Source organism: Mycobacterium sp. (assembly GCF_035499775.1).
Taxonomy (GTDB): domain Bacteria; phylum Actinomycetota; class Actinomycetes; order Mycobacteriales; family Mycobacteriaceae; genus Mycobacterium.
Genome location: NZ_DATJYB010000077.1, coordinates 13,137 through 29,980 on the forward strand (window position 1 = coordinate 13,137; position 16,844 = coordinate 29,980).

The window sequence follows — 16,844 nt, forward strand, 5'->3', positions numbered from 1 at the left end:
CCTTTCGATCGATTTCAAACCCGCCCGCGAGGTTACGTCTCCAGACCTCGTCGCGCGTAACCTGCGAAGCGGGTCATGGGCGATCACCGAGGAGCAGGCCGTGAAAGCGTGGCAGTTAGTCGGCGCCAACCAGCCGTTGCAACGCGTCGAATGCGACGATCCGCAACCGGGATCCGGTCAAGTCGTCGTCGACGTCCGCGCCGCGGGACTCTGCCACACCGACGTCGGACTCCTCGACGGCACACTCACGGACATGCTGCCCAAACTGCCGATCATCCCCGGCCATGAAGTGGCAGGCGTCGTGTCGGCGATCGGCGCCGAGGTGGCCGACTTCCGGGTCGGCGAACGCGTCGTGATCGAACTGGGTCCCGCAGCAGCACCGGGCTGGTCGACTGACGGCGGGTTTGCCGACAAGTGCCTCGTCGCCGCCGGCGCACTCATCAGACTTCCCGACCAGATCGGTTTCGCCCAAGCTGCCACGGCCAGCGACGCGGGCGAAACCGCCTACGGCGCGGTGATGGGCGTCGGAGCGGTGCGGCCCGGCGAACGGGTCGGAATCGTCGGTCTGGGCGGATTGGGCTTGACGGGTGCACGCATCGCCGTGCTGGCAGGCGCCGAGGTGTACGCCGCCGAGCCGAAACAGGAGGTGTGGGACCTGGCCAAACAACGCGGTGTCATCGAGATCGTCGAAGACGTCCGCCAATTGACCCCCCTGCAACTCGACGTCATCGTGGACTTCGCCGGGTTCGGGACCACCACCGCCGGGGCCATCAGCGCCGTCCGGGACAACGGTCGCGTGATCCAAGTCGGACTCGGACGCAACGAGGCAACCATCCCCACCGCCGAACTGGTCATCAAAGAGGTAACGCTGAGCGGCGCCCGTGGCGGCCATCCCGGCGCCCTCGAGGCGGTCCTGGCCCTTATGTCCGCAGGTGAGCTGACCATCCAGACCGAAACCATCACCTTCGACGGCATACCTGATGCCATCGAACGACTCAACAGGGGCGATGTCGTCGGGCGACTGGTGACCGAAACCTTTTGACTGACAACAAGAATCAGGCCGCGCAACCCCGCCGGTGTCAGCGGCCGACGACCCCGCCCACATCAGGACTGGCAGCCGGCAGGACCCAGGTCCGAACGTTAGCGAAATGCATGCGCTGGCGAGCCGGCTAGTTGAAGATGTAGGTTGAGTTCCCTTTGCTGCTGCCAAGCAGGCCGGTCGAGATGAGGTTGGCCATGAATAACCGCGCCCGCTATCAACGGCAGTTGCAGGGTAGTCGCGCACGCAGGGCGATCGCCTGTGCCGTGGCGGTACTTGTCGCGGCGGGGTGCGCGAAAGTCGTGGAGGGGCGTTCGTTGTCGGCGCTCAACGACCCGTTCCGAGTAGCGGATTTGCCCGCGGCCGACGGTCCCAGCGGGCCCCGCCCGAACGCGCCGGCTCCGACGGGCACGGTCGAACACACCGACAACGGCGCCATCGACAAGCTGGCGTTGCTGTCGTTTAACGACATCCAAGAGTATTGGGAGGGGGCCTACAGCCAATCCCTGAACGGCACCTTCAAGCCGGTCGGCAGACTGGCGTCCTACGATTCCGAAGATCGCAACGGGACCGTTTGCGGGTCGGACACCTACAATATGGGCCCCAACGCCTTCTTCAGCAGTCGTTGCAACTTGATCGCCTGGGATCGCAGGGTGTATCTCCCGACCGGGCAAAAGTATTTCGGCGACATAGCCGTCACCGGGGTGCTCGCCCACGAGTTCGGCCACGCCCTGCAGCGGATGGCGAAACTGGTCACCAATGACGACCCGACCCTCGTCTACGAGCAGCAAGCCGATTGTTTCGCAGGCGTTTTTCTGTATTGGGTGGCCGCAGGGAAGTCGAAACGCTTCACGCTGAGCACCGGCAATGGGCTCGACCACGCGCTCGCCGGGCGGATCTCCTCGAGCGACCCGGTCGAGGATAAGCCAATCGACGACGAGCATGGGTCGGCCTTGGATCGGGTCAGCGCCGTCCAGATGGGCTTTATCACCGGCGCGTCGGCGTGCGCGGCGATCAACAAGACGGAAATTGAGCAGCGCCGCGGTGACCTGCCGAAGATCTTGCGGACCGACCCCAACACCGGGACCGCGGAGACCGGTGAGGTCCTGGTCAACGAAGACACCTTGTCGACACTGATGGAGGTCATGGCAAAGATCTTCAACCCCAAGAATCGGCCAACGTTGTCCTACCAGGCGTCCGACTGCCGCGATGCGAAGGCCAGCCCGCCGGCATCGTATTGTCCGGCCACCAACACCATCACGGTCGACCTGCCCAAGCTGCAGGAGCTGGCGAAGGTCGGCGGCAGGAAGCAACACCTGCTGCCGCAAGGCGACGACACCGCCATCTCGATTGTGATGTCGAGATACGTTCTGGCGGTGCAGCACGAACGCGGCCTACCGATGCAGAGCCCATGGACCGCGCTGCGGACGGCGTGTTTGACCGGCTATACGCACCGCAAGATGGCCGAACCCATCGACACCCCCGACCGCAAACAGCTGATGATCACCGCCGGTGACCTGGACGAAGCCGTTTCCGGGCTGCTCACCAACAGGCTGGTCGGCAGCGACGCTGACGGTACCGTCGTGCCGGCCGGTTTCACCCGGATAGCGGCGTTCCGCGCCGGCGTGACCGGCAGCATGGACGCGTGCTATTCGCGGTACCCGGCATAGCCGGGAGCGGTTAATGCTCCTACGCGGGCCAGTCGGTCCAGACCCTGATTACAGTGCGCTGCAACGTCGTCGGGCGACTGGTGGCTGAAACGTGCTGACTACAAGAAGAATCAGACCACTTCGTCAGGCGTCTCGGGTCAGCTCAGCGGAGATCTCCCAGAGTCGGTCGGCGTTGTCCGGATCAAGCGCATAGGGCGCAACGCCGCCGGTGTGGGTGCCCCGCTCGCTGACCTCCGCTGCCTCGGCGCAGTCTTCGTAATAGCGACCGGTGACCCCTTCCACGTCGGGACTGGCAGCCAGCAGGACCGAGGTGGCGGCGCCCTGCTCGATCGTCTTCACGGGAGGCAGCGCCAAATCCGTCGTTTCGCCCAACTGGGCAAGGTCGTCGGCACTCATGTGCCGGGCGAGCGCGGTGGTGGCAATGTTTCCGGGCATCAGCGCGTTGGCGACGACCCCGTCGTCGGCCCAGCGTTGCGCGGCGCCGACGGCGAACAGCACGTTGGCTGATTTGGACTGACCGTAGGACGTCCACTGGTCGTAGGGGCGGAATAGGTAGTGCAGGTCGTCGAATACCACCGGGGAGAACAGGTGACCGATCGACGCGACCGACACCACGCGGGCGCCACCGGCGGCGGCCAGCCAGGAGTGCAGTCCGGTGGCCAGCGCGAAGTGGCCGAGATGGTTGGTGGCGAACTGCATTTCGTACCCGGCCGGCGTGCGGCTCAGCTCGGGTAGCGCCATCACGCCGGCATTGTTGACCAGGATGTGCAACGGCCCAGTCCAGCTGCGCACGAAGTCTGCCACCGAGGCCGGGTCAGCAAGGTCGAGTCGGGCGACTTGCGGTTCCGGCGCCCCCGGCGGCAGCTTTTCGGCGATCGCGCTCGCGACCTTCCTGCCTGCCTCAGGATTGCGCACCGCCAGTGTGACGTCAGCGCCCGTCGATGCCAGCGCCCGCGCTGTTTCGACGCCGATCCCCGAACTGGCGCCGGTGACAATCACACGTCGCCCGTGCAGATCCACGTTCTGAACGATCTCGGCCGCTGTGGTGGTCGGCCCGTAAGTGGTTGCCGGCATGGCGAACTCCTTCAAGCAGGTCAGAATCTAGTTATATTGCGCTGCAACACGTTCGCGGATCTCACGCGGATAGAGACTGTCGAACGTCGCCGGACGCGCGTGGCCGTCCTCGAGCGATGGGACCAAGCCGTCGTGCACGACGATCGGCCCTTGTCCCCCGTGCCGCTCTTCTTCGGTGTAGCACTGGTACCACGGCAGGATTGGGACCGGCCAGTGTTCCTGGCGGAGGTGCGGATGTATCCGAGTACCGAGCGCCCACAGCACATCAGAGGTGTTCGATGGGTCGATGTCGTCGTCGAGCACGTAGGTCACCGGGCACATGTGGCCTACCCTGTTGGTGCTCAGTTGCTCGCCGATCCGGTGCACGAATTCGGTTGTGCTGGCTTCCGGTAGCCGCTCACGCCAGTCGCGTGGGACGGTGATCACCATCCAGTGGCAGGCCGTGTCCACCAGCAGCCAGGCTGTGGTGACGGGCAGGCCCGCGTTGCGTAGCAGCGCCAGCACCTCTGCTGAAACCCCAAGCGCCGGTGCGATTTGTGAATCGTCCGGCGGGCGGCCGGTGGCACTCACCGGCCAGATCGGGTCGTCGCGGTACGTGATCGCCTCGATCGTGTATATCGGCTCCGGGGACGTCTCCGGCAGCGCATAGCCGTGGAATTCCGCGTACGGGCCCTCGGTGGCATCGCGGGTGATCGAAACATGGCCTTCGATAACGACTTCGGCGCCGGCGGGGACATCGAGATCGTTGGTCTCGCACTTGACGACCTCGACGGGTTCGCCGTAGAGGCTGCCGAGGAACGTTCCTTCATCCACCTCGGCCGGAATGGGCATCCCGCCGACCATCGGCACGCCGGGATCACCGCCCTGTACGACGGCAAACGGCATGGGCATGCCGATCTTTTCCCATTCTCCCCAGATCATTCCGATGTGTTGCTGAGGCAGAAACAACCCGGTCATGTGGCGGTTGTCGATCATCATGATCCGCGAGATCGACCAGTTGGTCCATCGTCCGTCCGGGGTTCGCACGACGATGATTCCCCAGGTGTTGAGGTAGCGGCCGCCGTCATCAGGGTGCACCAGCGGAATCGGAAACCGATCCAGCGTCGCGTCTGCGCCCAGCAGAACGTTCTGCTTGCACGGCGCCGAATCCGCTGAAATAGGCTTCGGCGGAATAGGGGCCTTGCCGTGCACCGCTGCCAGGCGCTCAACCAGCTCCGCGGCGGTCGCGTCGTGCGCTAATCCCAGCGAAAGCGCCACGCGCGCCAACGAATTCCGTGGGTCACTGGACAACGCACCGGGAGCACCCAGCATCCGAAATCCCTGCGCTGCTCCCTCGATCTTGGTGAACAGGGGCGCTGGCCGGCGCTGCTCGGTGGACCATCGGGTGATCGCGGCCGCCTCCAGCACCGCACTGACCGGACGGTCGATGTGCTCGACATCGCCGATCGAGTCAAGCACCCGCAGATATTCGCGGAGGTCGCTGATCCTGGCCATTAATCGTTCACCACCTTGAGGCTCGACGCTTTGGCACCCGGCACACCGTTCCACCGTTGGGCGCCAGGGGATTCGATGTCGAACTGGTCCAGAATTCGGGTCACCACATGGTCGACGATGTCGCCGACGGACGCGGGATGGTTGTAGAACGCCGGCATCGGCGGCACGATGCTCGCGCCCATGCGCGCCAAAGCCAGCATGTTGCTCAGATGGATCTCGCTGAGCGGAGTCTCACGCGGCACCAGCACCAGTCGCCGACGTTCCTTGAGCATCACATCGGCGGCACGAGCGATCAGCCCGTCGGCGTAACCCATCCGGATCCCGGCCAGCGTCTTCATGCTGCAGGGCACGATCGCCATGCCCTCCACAAGGTATGACCCCGACGAGATCGCCGCCGTCTGCTCGTCCCACGAATAGACGACGTCGGCCAGGCCCTCGACGTCGCGTGCCGACAACTCCGTCTCCAGGTGGATGGTCGCCTTCGCCCACCGGGACAACACCAGATGCGTCTCCACATCCGAACACTCCTGCAGGCGACGGAGTAGCTCGACGCCCAGCACCGCGCCGGTGGCGCCCGTCATGCCCACCACGATCCGTCTCATCCGGCTCACTTCCTCGCCGCAGGCGGGTGCGCCGCAGGATACCCCGCTATCTGAAGGCCCACCGCTGCTCTAGCGGACTTGTGTTTCGATCGGCTCTCTTGATCGTTGGGCGAGCGGACCCGGCTGTCGATGTCCACGCCGACAACGCGCAGCGCCGTTCGATGTCACGCGAAACAACGATGCGCGTCTGGGTCTGGCGCGGGGTCGCTACGCTGCGGTCACGAGAGCTGATCGCCGGTGAGTTCTTCCCCACCGATCTCGGCGACGTGCTCAGCACCCGTTGGCGCAACAGCGGTGAGCGCGTCGCCAGGCTGCTGCCGGCCGAGCAACTCCTCACTGCCGCTCTCGGGAAGGTTCCGGTCACCGTTAACCGCGCCGCGCTTCGACGGCTTCTTCTTCGCCGACTTCTGCGACGCCGATGCCGCCGTGCTTGCCCCGCCGCGGTGACCGTTCGACGGCACCCCGGCCGACTCGGCTACCATCTCGATGGCCTTCTCGGTGTACACGCGATACCCGAAATTCGGCAAGTAGCCGTGGATCTCGGGGGTGTCGAGGTCACGCATGAACTGCAAGATCTCGCGGCTGAACACCTGGCCGGGCACCAGAACGGGAAATCCCGGGGGGTAGGGCGTCACGTAGGTCGCCGACACGATATCGACACCCGCGTCCAGCCGCTCGTCAATCTGCTCACCGGTGAGGTATTCGCAAGTGGTGTCGTCGTAGGAGAGGTAGAACGCGCGGCGGACATCCCCTTCAGGCGTCGCCTCGCTCCCGCTGTGATCCAGGAATGCGGGATGGAAGCCGCTGAAATCGGGCAGGGGCAAAGACATTTCGGTGAGCCGATACACCGCCCGCTCGAAGTGTTCGCGCTCACCAAGACTCATCTCGGAGATGTCCTGGTCGAGCTCGCGGGCAATGTTGACCAGAACTTCCACCAGGAAGGCGACCGAACTGCGCGTGGTGCCGATGTTCGTCATGAACAGCACGCTGTTGCGCGACGTCTTGTTGATCTGAATTCCGTAGCGGTCCATCAGCTGCTGACGCTTGAAGGTGTCTCCGTCATAGCCGGTCTGGCCGATGAACAGCGTGATTCTGGACGGATCGAGCACGAACTCGTCCTGATCCCAGGCGGCCATCATGTTGCGCAAGCCCGAGCGCAGCGGCTGGGCGATGGCCGAGGGCCGGAACGGCTCCGGGATCAGATCGGAAGTCCGAAGGCACCTCATGTATTTGCTCAGCAGCGGATGATTGTCGATCGCGTCGCGCAGTTGCATCGCGTTTTCTATCTGGCGCTGCACCAGTTCAACGCCTTCCAGCGCCACCTGCCGGCGACCGAGGTCCAACGACGCCAGGATCTGGTAGTTGGGCGAGGTCGAGGTGTGCGCCATGTAGGCCTCGTGGAACGGCTCCGCGACCTTCTGGTCGAAGTCCTGATCGAAGACATGGATCATCGATCCCTGCCGCAGCGCGGTCAGCGTCTTGTGCGTCGACTGGGTGGCATACACGCGAACCCGGGCCCGTGCCGGGTCGGGCATCAGGCGACGATCCAAAAGGTCTTCGTCACTTTGCGGTTCGGCCGTGTCGGCCGCTAGATACTCCGCATAGCGGCGCTTGTAGTCAGGGTCCTGCAGCCGCTCCCGCAGCGCCTGCGCAGACGCCATCGCGGTGCGAGTCCGATAGACCGGGTGGAAGCGCGCGAACGCGAACCATGCCTCGTCCCACAGGAACACCAGGTCGGGCTTGATCGCGAGGCACTCCTCCATCACGCGCTCGACGTCGTAGACGATCCCGTCGAAGGTGCAGTTCGTCAGCGACATCATCTTGACGCGGTCGAGCTTGCCCGCGCGCTTCAGCGCCAACAATTTCGACTTGATCTCGCGCAGCGGCACCGCACCGTACATGGAGTAGTCGTTGAGCGGATAAGCCTCCAAATAAACGACATTCGCGCCCGCGAGCATCATCCCGTAGTGATGCGACTGGTGGCAGTTGCGGTCCAGCAGCACGATGTCGCCGGGCGCCACCAATGCCTGGGTGACGATCTTGTTGGCCGTCGACGTTCCGTTGGTGACGAAGTACGTGTGGCGCGACCCGTAGGCTTTTGCCGCCAGCTGTTGCGACTCCCGCAGCGGCCCGGTCGGCTCGAGCAGCGAGTCAAGGCCGCCGCACGTCGCCGACGTCTCGGCCATAAACACTTCCAAGCCGTAGAAGCCCACCATGTCCTTGATCCAGTGCGAGTTGACGATCGACTTGCCCTGCGAAATCGGCAGGGCGTGGAAGACGCCCGTGGGCCGGTGGCTGTACTCCTTGAGCGCGCTAAAGAACGGGGTGCGGTAGCGCGCCGCCACACCCTGCAGGATCGACAGGTGGAGCTCGAGCATGCCTTCCCTAGCATGAAACACCCGGCGGAAGTACTGGCTCAGGCGCCCGGCGATGTCCTCCACGTCGATCTCGGTCATCATGTACAGGTCGAGTTCAGGCCGTAGGTTGGCCAGGGATACCGCGAGGATCTGCGCGCGTTCTTCCGGCGACTGGTGATCGTTCAGCTCATGCTGCACGTCGCTGTCGACGAACTCCGACAGAGCCGACAGGTCCCGAGTCGACTGATGCGAGAAACGGCGCCGGATCACCACCGCCTGCAGGTTGACGTTGAGCCGCGCCGCTATGAGAGCCTCGTCCCCGCTGGACACCACCACGAGCTCGTAGACGAACTCGTCGTCGGGACGGCGCCATTTGCGCACCTCGTTACGCAACGCCCGCTCCTGGGCCTCGGTCATCTTCTCGACGACGAGCACCTCGAAATAGGGCCGGTCGGCTTGCGCCGCCGGTTGATGCTCGAGCTGACGTGGATCGGTCGGAAACATGTCCAGGTCGTCGGCACCGGCATTGTCGACGTCCCCGGAGCGATAGGACTCCGTGGTCAGCGCGCGGTTGATCCGCCCAACCGCCTGGGCGAACTTGTCATAGCTACCGGCGGCAAAAAGTCGTTGAACAAGGGCGAATTGCGGCGAGCCGGGATAGGCCCAGTAGGGCTCCAGTGTGCTCAGGCGGGCCAGCAATTCCTGGCAGGCCTTCGCCCATTTTTCTTTCAACGCTCCCGTGGTGGTCGGCCGCGTCAACCGGTCAGCGGCTTCCTCCAGCCGGCACCAAGAGTCACTGCGGACCTGCCACAGGCTGTTGTACGCGCGCAAGTGTTCTGTCATGACGGACCTTTCCCGCGCTGCGGCGCCTCTATCCGCCCCGTGCGTGGGTTCCAGGCTTGCAGACCGAATCCGCCCGCCGGTGATCAAAAGACAAACAGTGCGCGTCCTTCGCGTGACAGCCGGAAGAGACGACGGTAACGGCCGAGCGGGCGCCGGCGGCGTTGAGAAGTCCCTGAGGTCCGTCGCCGAGCATGCCTCCATCTACCCGAAACCGAAGGAGACTGCCCATGACCCCGACCACAAGCGGCGCCGGAGGCGCAGAACTTGACGCAGCAGCATTAGCACGATTCGACGGGGACTCTTGCCACTTCTACCTGCGCAGGGAATGCGCGGTGTTCCGCAAGACCAGCGACCCGTTCGGCGGCTTGTCCAACATGGCGGCCGGCTTCCCGTTGAATGTCGACGGCATCGCGATCCGTACCTGCGAGGCGCTCTACCAGGCCTGCCGATTCCCACACCTGCCTCTTGTCCAGCGAGAAATCATCGCCCAGGCAAGCCCGATGGCGGCCAAGATGAAGTCAAAGCCGCACCGCGCCCAATCCCGCAGTGACTTTGATGAACTGCGGGTGCCGATCATGTGGTGGGCGCTGAGAGTCAAGTTGGCCTGCAATCCATCGACATTCGGGCGGCTGCTGACGTCGACTTCTGGCCTGGCGATTGTCGAGGACAGCCATAAGGACACCTACTGGGGAGCTGTGCCGGACCGTCACGATTCGACGGTGCTGCGAGGCAGAAACGTCCTTGGCCGACTGCTCGTGTTGCTACGTGAGTTGGTCGACACCGTCGACGCCGACCTGTGGCAGACGGCACCGCCGCCGCCGGTCCCCGGGTTCCGGCTCCTCGGGCCACCGATCGGCACTGCCGGGCCCCGAACCGCCGTCGCTCACTCCTTACGTGGCAAACGGATACGGACCAAAGCGTCCCCATGCGACGACGACCGCCAGCGCCAGTAGGACGACATTCACCACGATGTTCGGTATTTCGTTTCGACGGCCATGCACGACGGCCGCGCCGACCATCACCAGAGCCAGCCCGGTCGCCGCCAGCGGCACCAGGAATGGCGCGATGTGTGTCTCGGCCGGCAGGATCAGTCCGATCGCGCCGAGAATCTCGGCGGTCCCGATCAGCCGGATGGCGGTCGGGCTGACATTCTCCCCCCAGCCCTGGCCAGACTTGACCAGCTTCTCCTTGGGCACGATGAGCTTCATCGCTCCGCTGGCCGCGAAGGCGAATGCGAGGACACCCGCGATGATCCACAAGGTCTGATTCATGATGAATTCCTTTGCGTTGTAAAGGTTTCAGCGTTCGGTGGGCGTCATAACCCGCGGACTGTCCGGAGCGCGCCGGCCCAGCTTTCGAGCTGGTCGAACAGGGTGACGGCGGCATCGTTGTGCAGCTCCGCGGGGGTGAAGGCAGCAAAGTTCTCGAAGTCGGTGAACAACGAGAAGGACAGCTGCTGACGCACGGTCGCGATCTGCAGTTCGGCGCACACGGCACGCAGGTGCTCGACCGCGCGGGCGCCGCCGAGCGAGCCGTAGGCGACCAGCGCGGCGGCCTTGTTGTTCCATTCCGCGTACAGGTAGTCGATGGCGTTCTTGAGAGCCGCGGACGTCGAGTGGTTGTACTCCGGGGTCACGAAGATGAACCCGTCGTATTGTCCGACGATGGCAGCCCAGGCCTTGGTGTGATCGTGTTGATACTGACCGAAACTCGGGGGCATTGGTTCGTCGAGTAGTGGCAGCGGATGATCGGCCAGGTCGACGATGTCGTATCGGGCCCCGGTGCGGCTCGCGGCGCGTCCGTGGACCCAGTCGGCGACGTCACGGGCATGGCGGCCGGGACGCGTGCTGCCGACGATGATCGCGATTCTCACTTCAGTCATGGTCAGATCGCCCGTCCCGTCGATGTACGTGATATATCATGCATTATTACCGTAGCGCGTTAACGTGATTTGTCAACTAACTGCGGTCAACCATGCGCTGCCGAGCCGAGAGCCCGTCGGCGCAGCAGCAGCTCAGAAACTGTCGAAGATGTTGTCGACGATGTCGTCGCCGATGCCGAAACCTATGCCGGCGACGATCGCCTGGCCGAACGTCCCGCCGAGGAAACTGAGCGGCGCCCCGTCGCTGGAGCGCGCGGGCTGCGGGTACTGGGGTTGGGACGGGGGTTGGTAAGAGGCCCGATTTTGCGCCGACCGAGCGTAATGGGTAGCCGGCGCGTAGTACGGCTGCGCGGCCGGCGGGGTCGCTGCGACATGGCTGTCGACGAGGGCGCGAATCGACTGCAGGAGTTCAGTGGTGGTGATTTGCTCGTCGCGGATCGCCAGAGCGATCTCCTTGAGGTCCAGTCCCCATTCACGGGCATTGGGGTCGCCTGCGGCGACCGCGGCAGACAACTTGTCGGCCAGCCGCTGGATAAGTTCTGCGGTTTGTTGCCCGTGGCCCTGCAGCGCACTGAATTGGCGGTCCACCGTTTCGGTATCCACTGCCGCGCTCCCTTCGCTATGTGCCTATCACGACTTGTACCACCGCAGCGGTCGCCGATGCTGAGAGGCGGCCAAATGATTCCGATGATTTCAGCGCATCCGCAACCACTCAGCCGCATGGCAGACCCACGGGAGGACCACGGAATTGGCCCAGCACGGCGGCTCTCGTGCGGCGCTACCAGCCCGCCGACCCCGGGATGCCCTTGAAAGGGCCGGCGATGCGACGGGTCACCCAGCCGCCGTAGAAACCGCCTGGCTGCGCGGTGACCTTCTCCCCGTCGACCGTGCACGCGTCCACCAGGGCAGGCATGACCGCGATGGCCCCGGCGATCGATGCGAACGCCGAATTGGGTTCGGTGTAGGTCCACGCCGCCTTCTGGGCGACACGGGCCGGGGTGACGAGGTCGAAATAGCTTGCCCGGCCCTTCCATTCGCACCATGACGCGCCCGTCGTCGGGCGCAGCACGCCGTCGGTGAAACAGTCGCGGGGCAGGTAATAGGTTGGCGGATGACTGGTTTCCAGCACCCGCCACGACCGAGTCGTCGATGCGATGGTCTGCCCACCCAGTTCGACGGTGATCGCACCACCGAACGCTTCGAGGCGCGGCGGGCGAGGGTAGTCCCACACGGACTCCTGACCCGGCTTGACCGGGTCGGGCCGCGGCCGACGATGCATCACAGCCGTCTCCTTCTACTACCTCGAGGCCACTGAAATTCACCAAGTCCCCCCTCGAGGGTGCCCGACTAGCGATCCCAGCAACACAATCGACGGCCCTGATCGTGCGCCTTCATTCTCAGCTCGACACGCCGTCGCGCGCTAATTCCCTGGTCAGCCGCATTTCTGAGTCATACTCTGCCGGTGGCCAGCGACGAGGCCGCCCACGGATCCCGCATGTCGGCGCCACTGCCCCGGCGCACGCTGCTCGGCGGGCTGAGCCTGCTGCCGCTGGCCGCCGCCCTACCGGGCATCATCCCGGCCGCTTCCGCCGACGCACCGTACCGATTCCTGACGCCGCACCAGGCCGCGGTCCTCGACGCCGCCACCCGGCGCCTGGTCCCCGGGCCGGAGGACAACCCACTCGAGCTCGGCAGCCCGGGGGCGCACGAAGCGCAAGTGGTCCGCTACCTGGACCGGCTCCTGTCGGTGTTCGACGTCACGCCGCCCGACGTCCACGCGGGCGGCCCGTGGAGCAACCGCGCCGGCGGCTCCCAGGACTTCATGGCCCAGTTCGTTCCTCTTAACCGCGCCCAGACCTACGCCTGGCAAAAGCGGGTCGCCGACCTTCGCACCCAGTACACCAACGGGATCGCGCTACTCGACCAGCAGGCCGGCGGCGACTTCACCTCGGCGCCGAAGGCGCGCCAGGACATCATCCTGGCCCAGGGACAGGTGGTGACCTTCACCAGTGTGCTGTTCGGTCACACCATCGAGGCGATGTACGCCAACCCGGAGTACGGCGGCAACGCGGGCCTGGTCGGTTGGCGAGACATCAAGTTCCCCGGGGACTCCCAGCCGCGGGGCTACACCGACGCAGAGGTCGAGCAGGCGCAGTTCGGCATCTGCGACCCGAGCGGCATAATCGACCGGCTGCGGCGTGGCGGCTGGGAACAGGTCGTCACCAAAATGGGCGGCAAAGGCGGCGTGAGTGGCCACTAAAGCGATCGTCGTCGGCTCGGGCGCCGGTGGGTCGGTGATGGCCATGGAACTCGCCGAGGCCGGCTGGGACGTCGTGATATTCGAGAAGGGATCGAACTATTTCACCGACCTCCAAGGGAATCTGAACGGCACGACCACGTTCTCCAACGACGAGCTCAAGGCCCTCTACCGCTACTTCGAGCAGCCTGACCCGATCGCCTACCCGCGTACGTTTCGCCAAGACGCCAGCCAAAACGCAAGCTACGTCGGCCCGGTCAACGACCTTCCGGTGACCGTCGGCGGCGGAACCACGCACTGGGACGCGAAGGTCCCGCGGTTCTGGGACATCGATTTCAAGGGACTCTCGATGCTCGGCCCGGTGCCCGGCGCGGACATGGCGGATTGGCCGTTCGAGTACAGCGATATCGCGCCCTACTACGACGAGATCGAGGCACTGCTCGGCACCCAGGGCGATGTCGGGTCGCTACCCGCGCTGGTTCAGAAGCACGCACCCCGCTCGAGGCCCTATCCGATGCGGCCGGGGGCGCAGCAGCGCTCGTCCATTCTGATCGCCAAAGGGGCAAAACGATTGGGACTGCACCCTTTTCCGTTCCCCTCGGCGATCAACTCGGTTCCCCACGACGGCCGCCCGGCGTGCAACAACTGCGGGTTCTGCGCCGATTACGGGTGCCCGATCGCCGCTCGGGTCGGCGCCCTTGCCCCGCTGCGACGGGCGCTGCAGACCGGGCGGGTGCAGTTGCGGCCGGAGACGACCGTCACCAAGGTCGGGTTCACCGGCCGGCGGGCCACCGGTGTGGCCTACCTCGACCCGCAGGGCAACGCCGGCGGGGAGAGCGCCGACCTGGTCGTGCTGGCCGCCTCGGCGATCGAGTCCGCGCGTTTGGCGCTGCTCTCCGAGCTGCCCGACTCCAGCGGGCGGGTCGGCAAACGGCTGATGTTTCACAACTTCATCGACGGGTTCGGCATCTACCTCGACCAACGGGTCCACGCCTACCGCGGCCGCTCGATCACCCAGTGCATGGAGGACTTCGCCAATCCCGATTTCCCCGGGGCTCGAGCCGCCGCACGACTGGCCGGGCTGCCTTACATCCGGGGCGGTCTGTGCGAGCTCGGCGGGAGCCAGGGCCCGATTGCCGAAGGCAAGTTCTACCAGGAGATCCTGGGATTTTTGCCGGGAGTGCAATTGTTCGGCCAGCCGTTCAAGGACCTGATGCGCGCCTCGATTCTGCGCGACCGGCTCGCCGGCGTCGATTTCATCGGCACCGACTTGCCGTACCTGACCAACAACGTCACTCTCGACCCGAGTGTCACCGACCTCAACGGCCAACCGGTGCCCCGGATCACCTACGCGATAGGCAAGCACGAGAAGGTCGCGCAGACGTTCTACGTGCCGCTGGTCACCGCCATGATCGCCGCGGCCGGCGCGAACCTCTTCGCGGCCATTCCCGACGTCCTGCAGAGGCAGGTGAGCGGTGGCACTCCACCGGATACCAAGCATGTAATGGGCGGAATGCAGATGGGAGTATCCCCGGCGACGAGCGTCACCGACCCCGACGGACGACTGCACCAGATGGACAACGTCTACGTCGCCGATGGCGGCGTGTTCGTCACCTCGGGCTGCCAGAACCCCACCAACACGCTCATGGCGGTGGCGTTGCGCACGGCGCGGGGGCTCACCGGCAGGCGGCAACGCTCACCGGGTGCTCCCACGGTAGCGGCGTGGCGCGCCGAACATTAAGCGACGCAGTCGATCTCACTGCTGCCCGGCAGGGATCACGGCCACGACGCGCCCCGACTGACACTCGGTGTTCCGAGGTTGCATCACCCGCCGGCCGGCGGCTGGGCTACCACCGTCGGCTTGAATCCGTATCGGGGAGTGGTGAAGTGGGCCGCCGCGCCACGGCCTGCCCCGCTGCCCGTCAACGGCAGTCCACCGAACGCGTTGGTGGCCGGCTCCACGGCCGCGGCGGCGCCGAGTCCGTTGAGCGACACCACGGCCGGGGTCGGCGCCGGGGCCGCAATACCGGCCCAGGATGCCGGCACCCGCAATCCCCCGACTGGCAACGCATTACCCACTGTCCCCGCAACACCGCGCGCGGCGCCCGAAACGGCGTGCTCAACGGCCTGGGCTGCGCCCCCGGCAGCATGGGCTGCGCCCTCGGCGGCATGGGATGCCGGCGGCATTATGGCCTGTGAGAGACCCTGGATATCTTTGAACAAGGTAGTGAAAAGCCGCGTGGGCGAAATCAATCGGATGAATGCGTCGAATCCCGTGCTGGCATCCAGGGTTTGCGAACCAGTCAATCCCTCGAGTAGGTCGCCGGCCAGCCCGGCCACGATGATCCCGTCGCCGTTGGAGTTGAAGGCGTGGCCGGTTATGCCGATCGCATCCAGCGCAGCCTCGGGATTGCTCAGCCACGGTGGGACATTCGTGAACCCGGCCATCTGCAGAAGCGTGGTGGGAACTGCCTTCACTGCCTCCACGTCTACACCCACACTTGACGCCAGCGTTTGCGCGACCGCAGCGGCCTGTGCAGCCAGCCCGCCCAGGTCGGTCGCCTGTGCTGTCGGGCTGAATGGCGTCAACGTCGACGCCGCCGCCGACGCGCCGGCGTAGCCGTACATCGCGGCCGCGTCCTGAGCCCACATCTCCGCGTATTGGGCCTCGGTGGCCGCGATCGCCGCGGTGTTCTGGCCGAGGAAGTTGGTGGCGAGCAAGGCCATCAGCAATACCCGGTTGGCCGCGATCTCCGGCGGGGGCACCGTCTGCGCAAAAGCCGCCTCATATGCAGTCGCGGCCGCCACGGCTTGGTCGGCGGCCTGTTCAGCCTGTCCGGCAGTGCCGTTCAGCCACGAGATCTGTGGCATGGCCGCCGCGATCATCGACGCAGCAGATGGACCTTGCCATGGCCCGTCGGTCAGATCATTGACCACCGCGCGGTAGGAGGCCGCCGAAATCTGCAGCTCAGTGGCAAGCCCTTGCCAAGCGGTCGCTGCGGCCAGCATCGGCCCCGAACCGGACCCGGAATACATCAGTGCGGAGTTGACCTCCGGTGGTAGCAGTGCGAAATCGACCATGAGAGAACACCTAGCCGACCGCGGCGGCGTTGGCAGTCTCAGTCGCCGCATACGAACCGGCGCTGACGCCCAGCGTGGTCGCCAACTGATCGCGAACCGCTGCAGCCTGTGCGCTGATCTGCTGATAGCGCCGCCCGTGAGAAGCGAACTGCGCAGCGGTCAAGATCGACACCACATCGGCGGCAGCCGGAACCACACCCGTCGTCGGTGCTGCCGCGGCCGCGTTGTCCGCCCAGACCGCGGCGTTCAGCGCCTGCAATTCAGCGGCGGCGGCGGCGAGCATCTCCGGCTGTGCACTCACCATCGACATGTTTCCTCCTCAAAAGCAAGTTTCATCAGGATCTTTCAGCAACCACGCCGTCGCCGAGCCAGAAGAGAGGTTAGGCCAGCCAGGCATACGCATCACAAGCTTGCGGCGGCCTTATTCATTGCGTCGTCGATAACTGTTCATTTAGCTGCACGGGGTGCTGCATCATATGAAATCAGCATGAAAGTGCCTGTGAGGTACCATAATTAGAGATCGACATGAATCACCGTGTGATTGA

The 16,844-nt window shown here is 65.1% G+C and carries 15 protein-coding genes; 5 read left to right on the forward strand and 10 right to left on the reverse strand.

Going from position 1 to position 16,844, the window contains the following annotated elements; all coding sequences use genetic code 11:
• Positions 1-100: 100 nt before the first annotated feature.
• Together VML93_RS04730 and VML93_RS04735 are read left to right on the forward strand one after the other, a co-directional pair.
• Complete coding sequence (locus VML93_RS04730) at positions 101-1,042, forward strand: zinc-binding dehydrogenase (RefSeq protein WP_325608188.1); 942 nt, start codon at positions 101-103, stop codon at positions 1,040-1,042.
• A 194-nt stretch (positions 1,043-1,236) separates the two neighbouring features.
• Positions 1,237-2,709 (forward strand): peptidase, encoded by a 1,473-nt coding sequence (locus VML93_RS04735; RefSeq protein WP_325608190.1) that lies wholly within the window; start codon positions 1,237-1,239, stop codon positions 2,707-2,709.
• 123 nt (positions 2,710-2,832) lie between these two features.
• Here the strand turns inward: VML93_RS04735 and VML93_RS04740 are convergent, their stop codons facing one another.
• The 4 genes from VML93_RS04740 to VML93_RS04755 all read right to left on the reverse strand — a co-directional run bounded on the left by VML93_RS04740 (position 2,833) and on the right by VML93_RS04755 (position 9,079).
• Positions 2,833-3,783, reverse strand: a complete 951-nt coding sequence (locus VML93_RS04740; RefSeq protein WP_325608192.1) for an SDR family NAD(P)-dependent oxidoreductase — start codon at positions 3,781-3,783, stop codon at positions 2,833-2,835.
• A 27-nt stretch (positions 3,784-3,810) separates the two neighbouring features.
• On the reverse strand, positions 3,811-5,277 hold the full coding sequence (locus VML93_RS04745) for a UbiD family decarboxylase (RefSeq protein ID WP_325608194.1): 1,467 nt from the start codon (positions 5,275-5,277) through the stop codon (positions 3,811-3,813).
• On the reverse strand, positions 5,277-5,879 hold the full coding sequence (locus VML93_RS04750; protein ID WP_325608196.1) for a non-oxidative hydroxyarylic acid decarboxylases subunit B: 603 nt from the start codon (positions 5,877-5,879) through the stop codon (positions 5,277-5,279). The genes VML93_RS04745 and VML93_RS04750 overlap by 1 nt, the downstream gene beginning before the upstream one ends.
• A 218-nt stretch (positions 5,880-6,097) precedes the next feature.
• Positions 6,098-9,079 carry an aminotransferase class I/II-fold pyridoxal phosphate-dependent enzyme gene (locus VML93_RS04755; RefSeq protein ID WP_325608198.1) on the reverse strand — a complete coding sequence of 994 codons (2,982 nt, stop codon included), beginning with the start codon at positions 9,077-9,079 and terminating at the stop codon, positions 6,098-6,100.
• 227 nt (positions 9,080-9,306) lie between these two features.
• Here VML93_RS04755 and VML93_RS04760 point away from each other — a divergent pair, with 227 nt between their 5' ends.
• Positions 9,307-10,032 (forward strand): NADAR family protein, encoded by a 726-nt coding sequence (locus VML93_RS04760; RefSeq protein ID WP_325608200.1) that lies wholly within the window; start codon positions 9,307-9,309, stop codon positions 10,030-10,032.
• Here the strand turns inward: VML93_RS04760 and VML93_RS04765 are convergent.
• From VML93_RS04765 to VML93_RS04780, 4 genes are all read right to left on the reverse strand, one after another.
• Complete coding sequence (locus VML93_RS04765) at positions 9,970-10,350, reverse strand: DoxX family protein (RefSeq protein ID WP_325608202.1); 381 nt, start codon at positions 10,348-10,350, stop codon at positions 9,970-9,972. The genes VML93_RS04760 and VML93_RS04765 overlap by 63 nt on opposite strands.
• A 44-nt stretch (positions 10,351-10,394) precedes the next feature.
• Entirely contained in the window at positions 10,395-10,961 is a 567-nt protein-coding gene (locus VML93_RS04770; RefSeq protein WP_325608203.1) for an NAD(P)H-dependent oxidoreductase, read from the reverse strand.
• A gap of 132 nt (positions 10,962-11,093) precedes the next feature.
• Positions 11,094-11,564 (reverse strand): hypothetical protein, encoded by a 471-nt coding sequence (locus VML93_RS04775; RefSeq protein WP_325608206.1) that lies wholly within the window; start codon positions 11,562-11,564, stop codon positions 11,094-11,096.
• Between the two features lie 175 nt (positions 11,565-11,739).
• Complete coding sequence (locus tag VML93_RS04780; RefSeq protein WP_325608208.1) at positions 11,740-12,240, reverse strand: DUF427 domain-containing protein; 501 nt, start codon at positions 12,238-12,240, stop codon at positions 11,740-11,742.
• Positions 12,241-12,423: 183 nt separating this feature from the next.
• On the opposite strand from VML93_RS04780, the gene VML93_RS04785 reads away from it, so the two are divergent.
• Together VML93_RS04785 and VML93_RS04790 are read left to right on the forward strand one after the other, a co-directional pair.
• Positions 12,424-13,221, forward strand: coding sequence for a gluconate 2-dehydrogenase subunit 3 family protein (locus tag VML93_RS04785; protein ID WP_325608210.1), 798 nt, complete (start codon positions 12,424-12,426; stop codon positions 13,219-13,221).
• Positions 13,211-14,959: a GMC family oxidoreductase gene (locus VML93_RS04790; RefSeq protein WP_325608212.1), complete on the forward strand. Its 1,749-nt coding sequence runs from the start codon at positions 13,211-13,213 to the stop codon at positions 14,957-14,959. Before VML93_RS04785 ends, VML93_RS04790 begins: the two co-directional genes overlap by 11 nt.
• Before the next feature lie 83 nt (positions 14,960-15,042).
• Here VML93_RS04790 and VML93_RS04795 read toward each other — a convergent pair whose 3' ends face one another.
• Entirely contained in the window at positions 15,043-16,299 is a 1,257-nt protein-coding gene (locus VML93_RS04795; RefSeq protein WP_325608214.1) for a PPE family protein, read from the reverse strand.
• A gap of 10 nt (positions 16,300-16,309) precedes the next feature.
• On the reverse strand, positions 16,310-16,609 hold the full coding sequence (locus tag VML93_RS04800) for a PE family protein (protein ID WP_325608216.1): 300 nt from the start codon (positions 16,607-16,609) through the stop codon (positions 16,310-16,312).
• Positions 16,610-16,844: the final 235 nt, after the last annotated feature.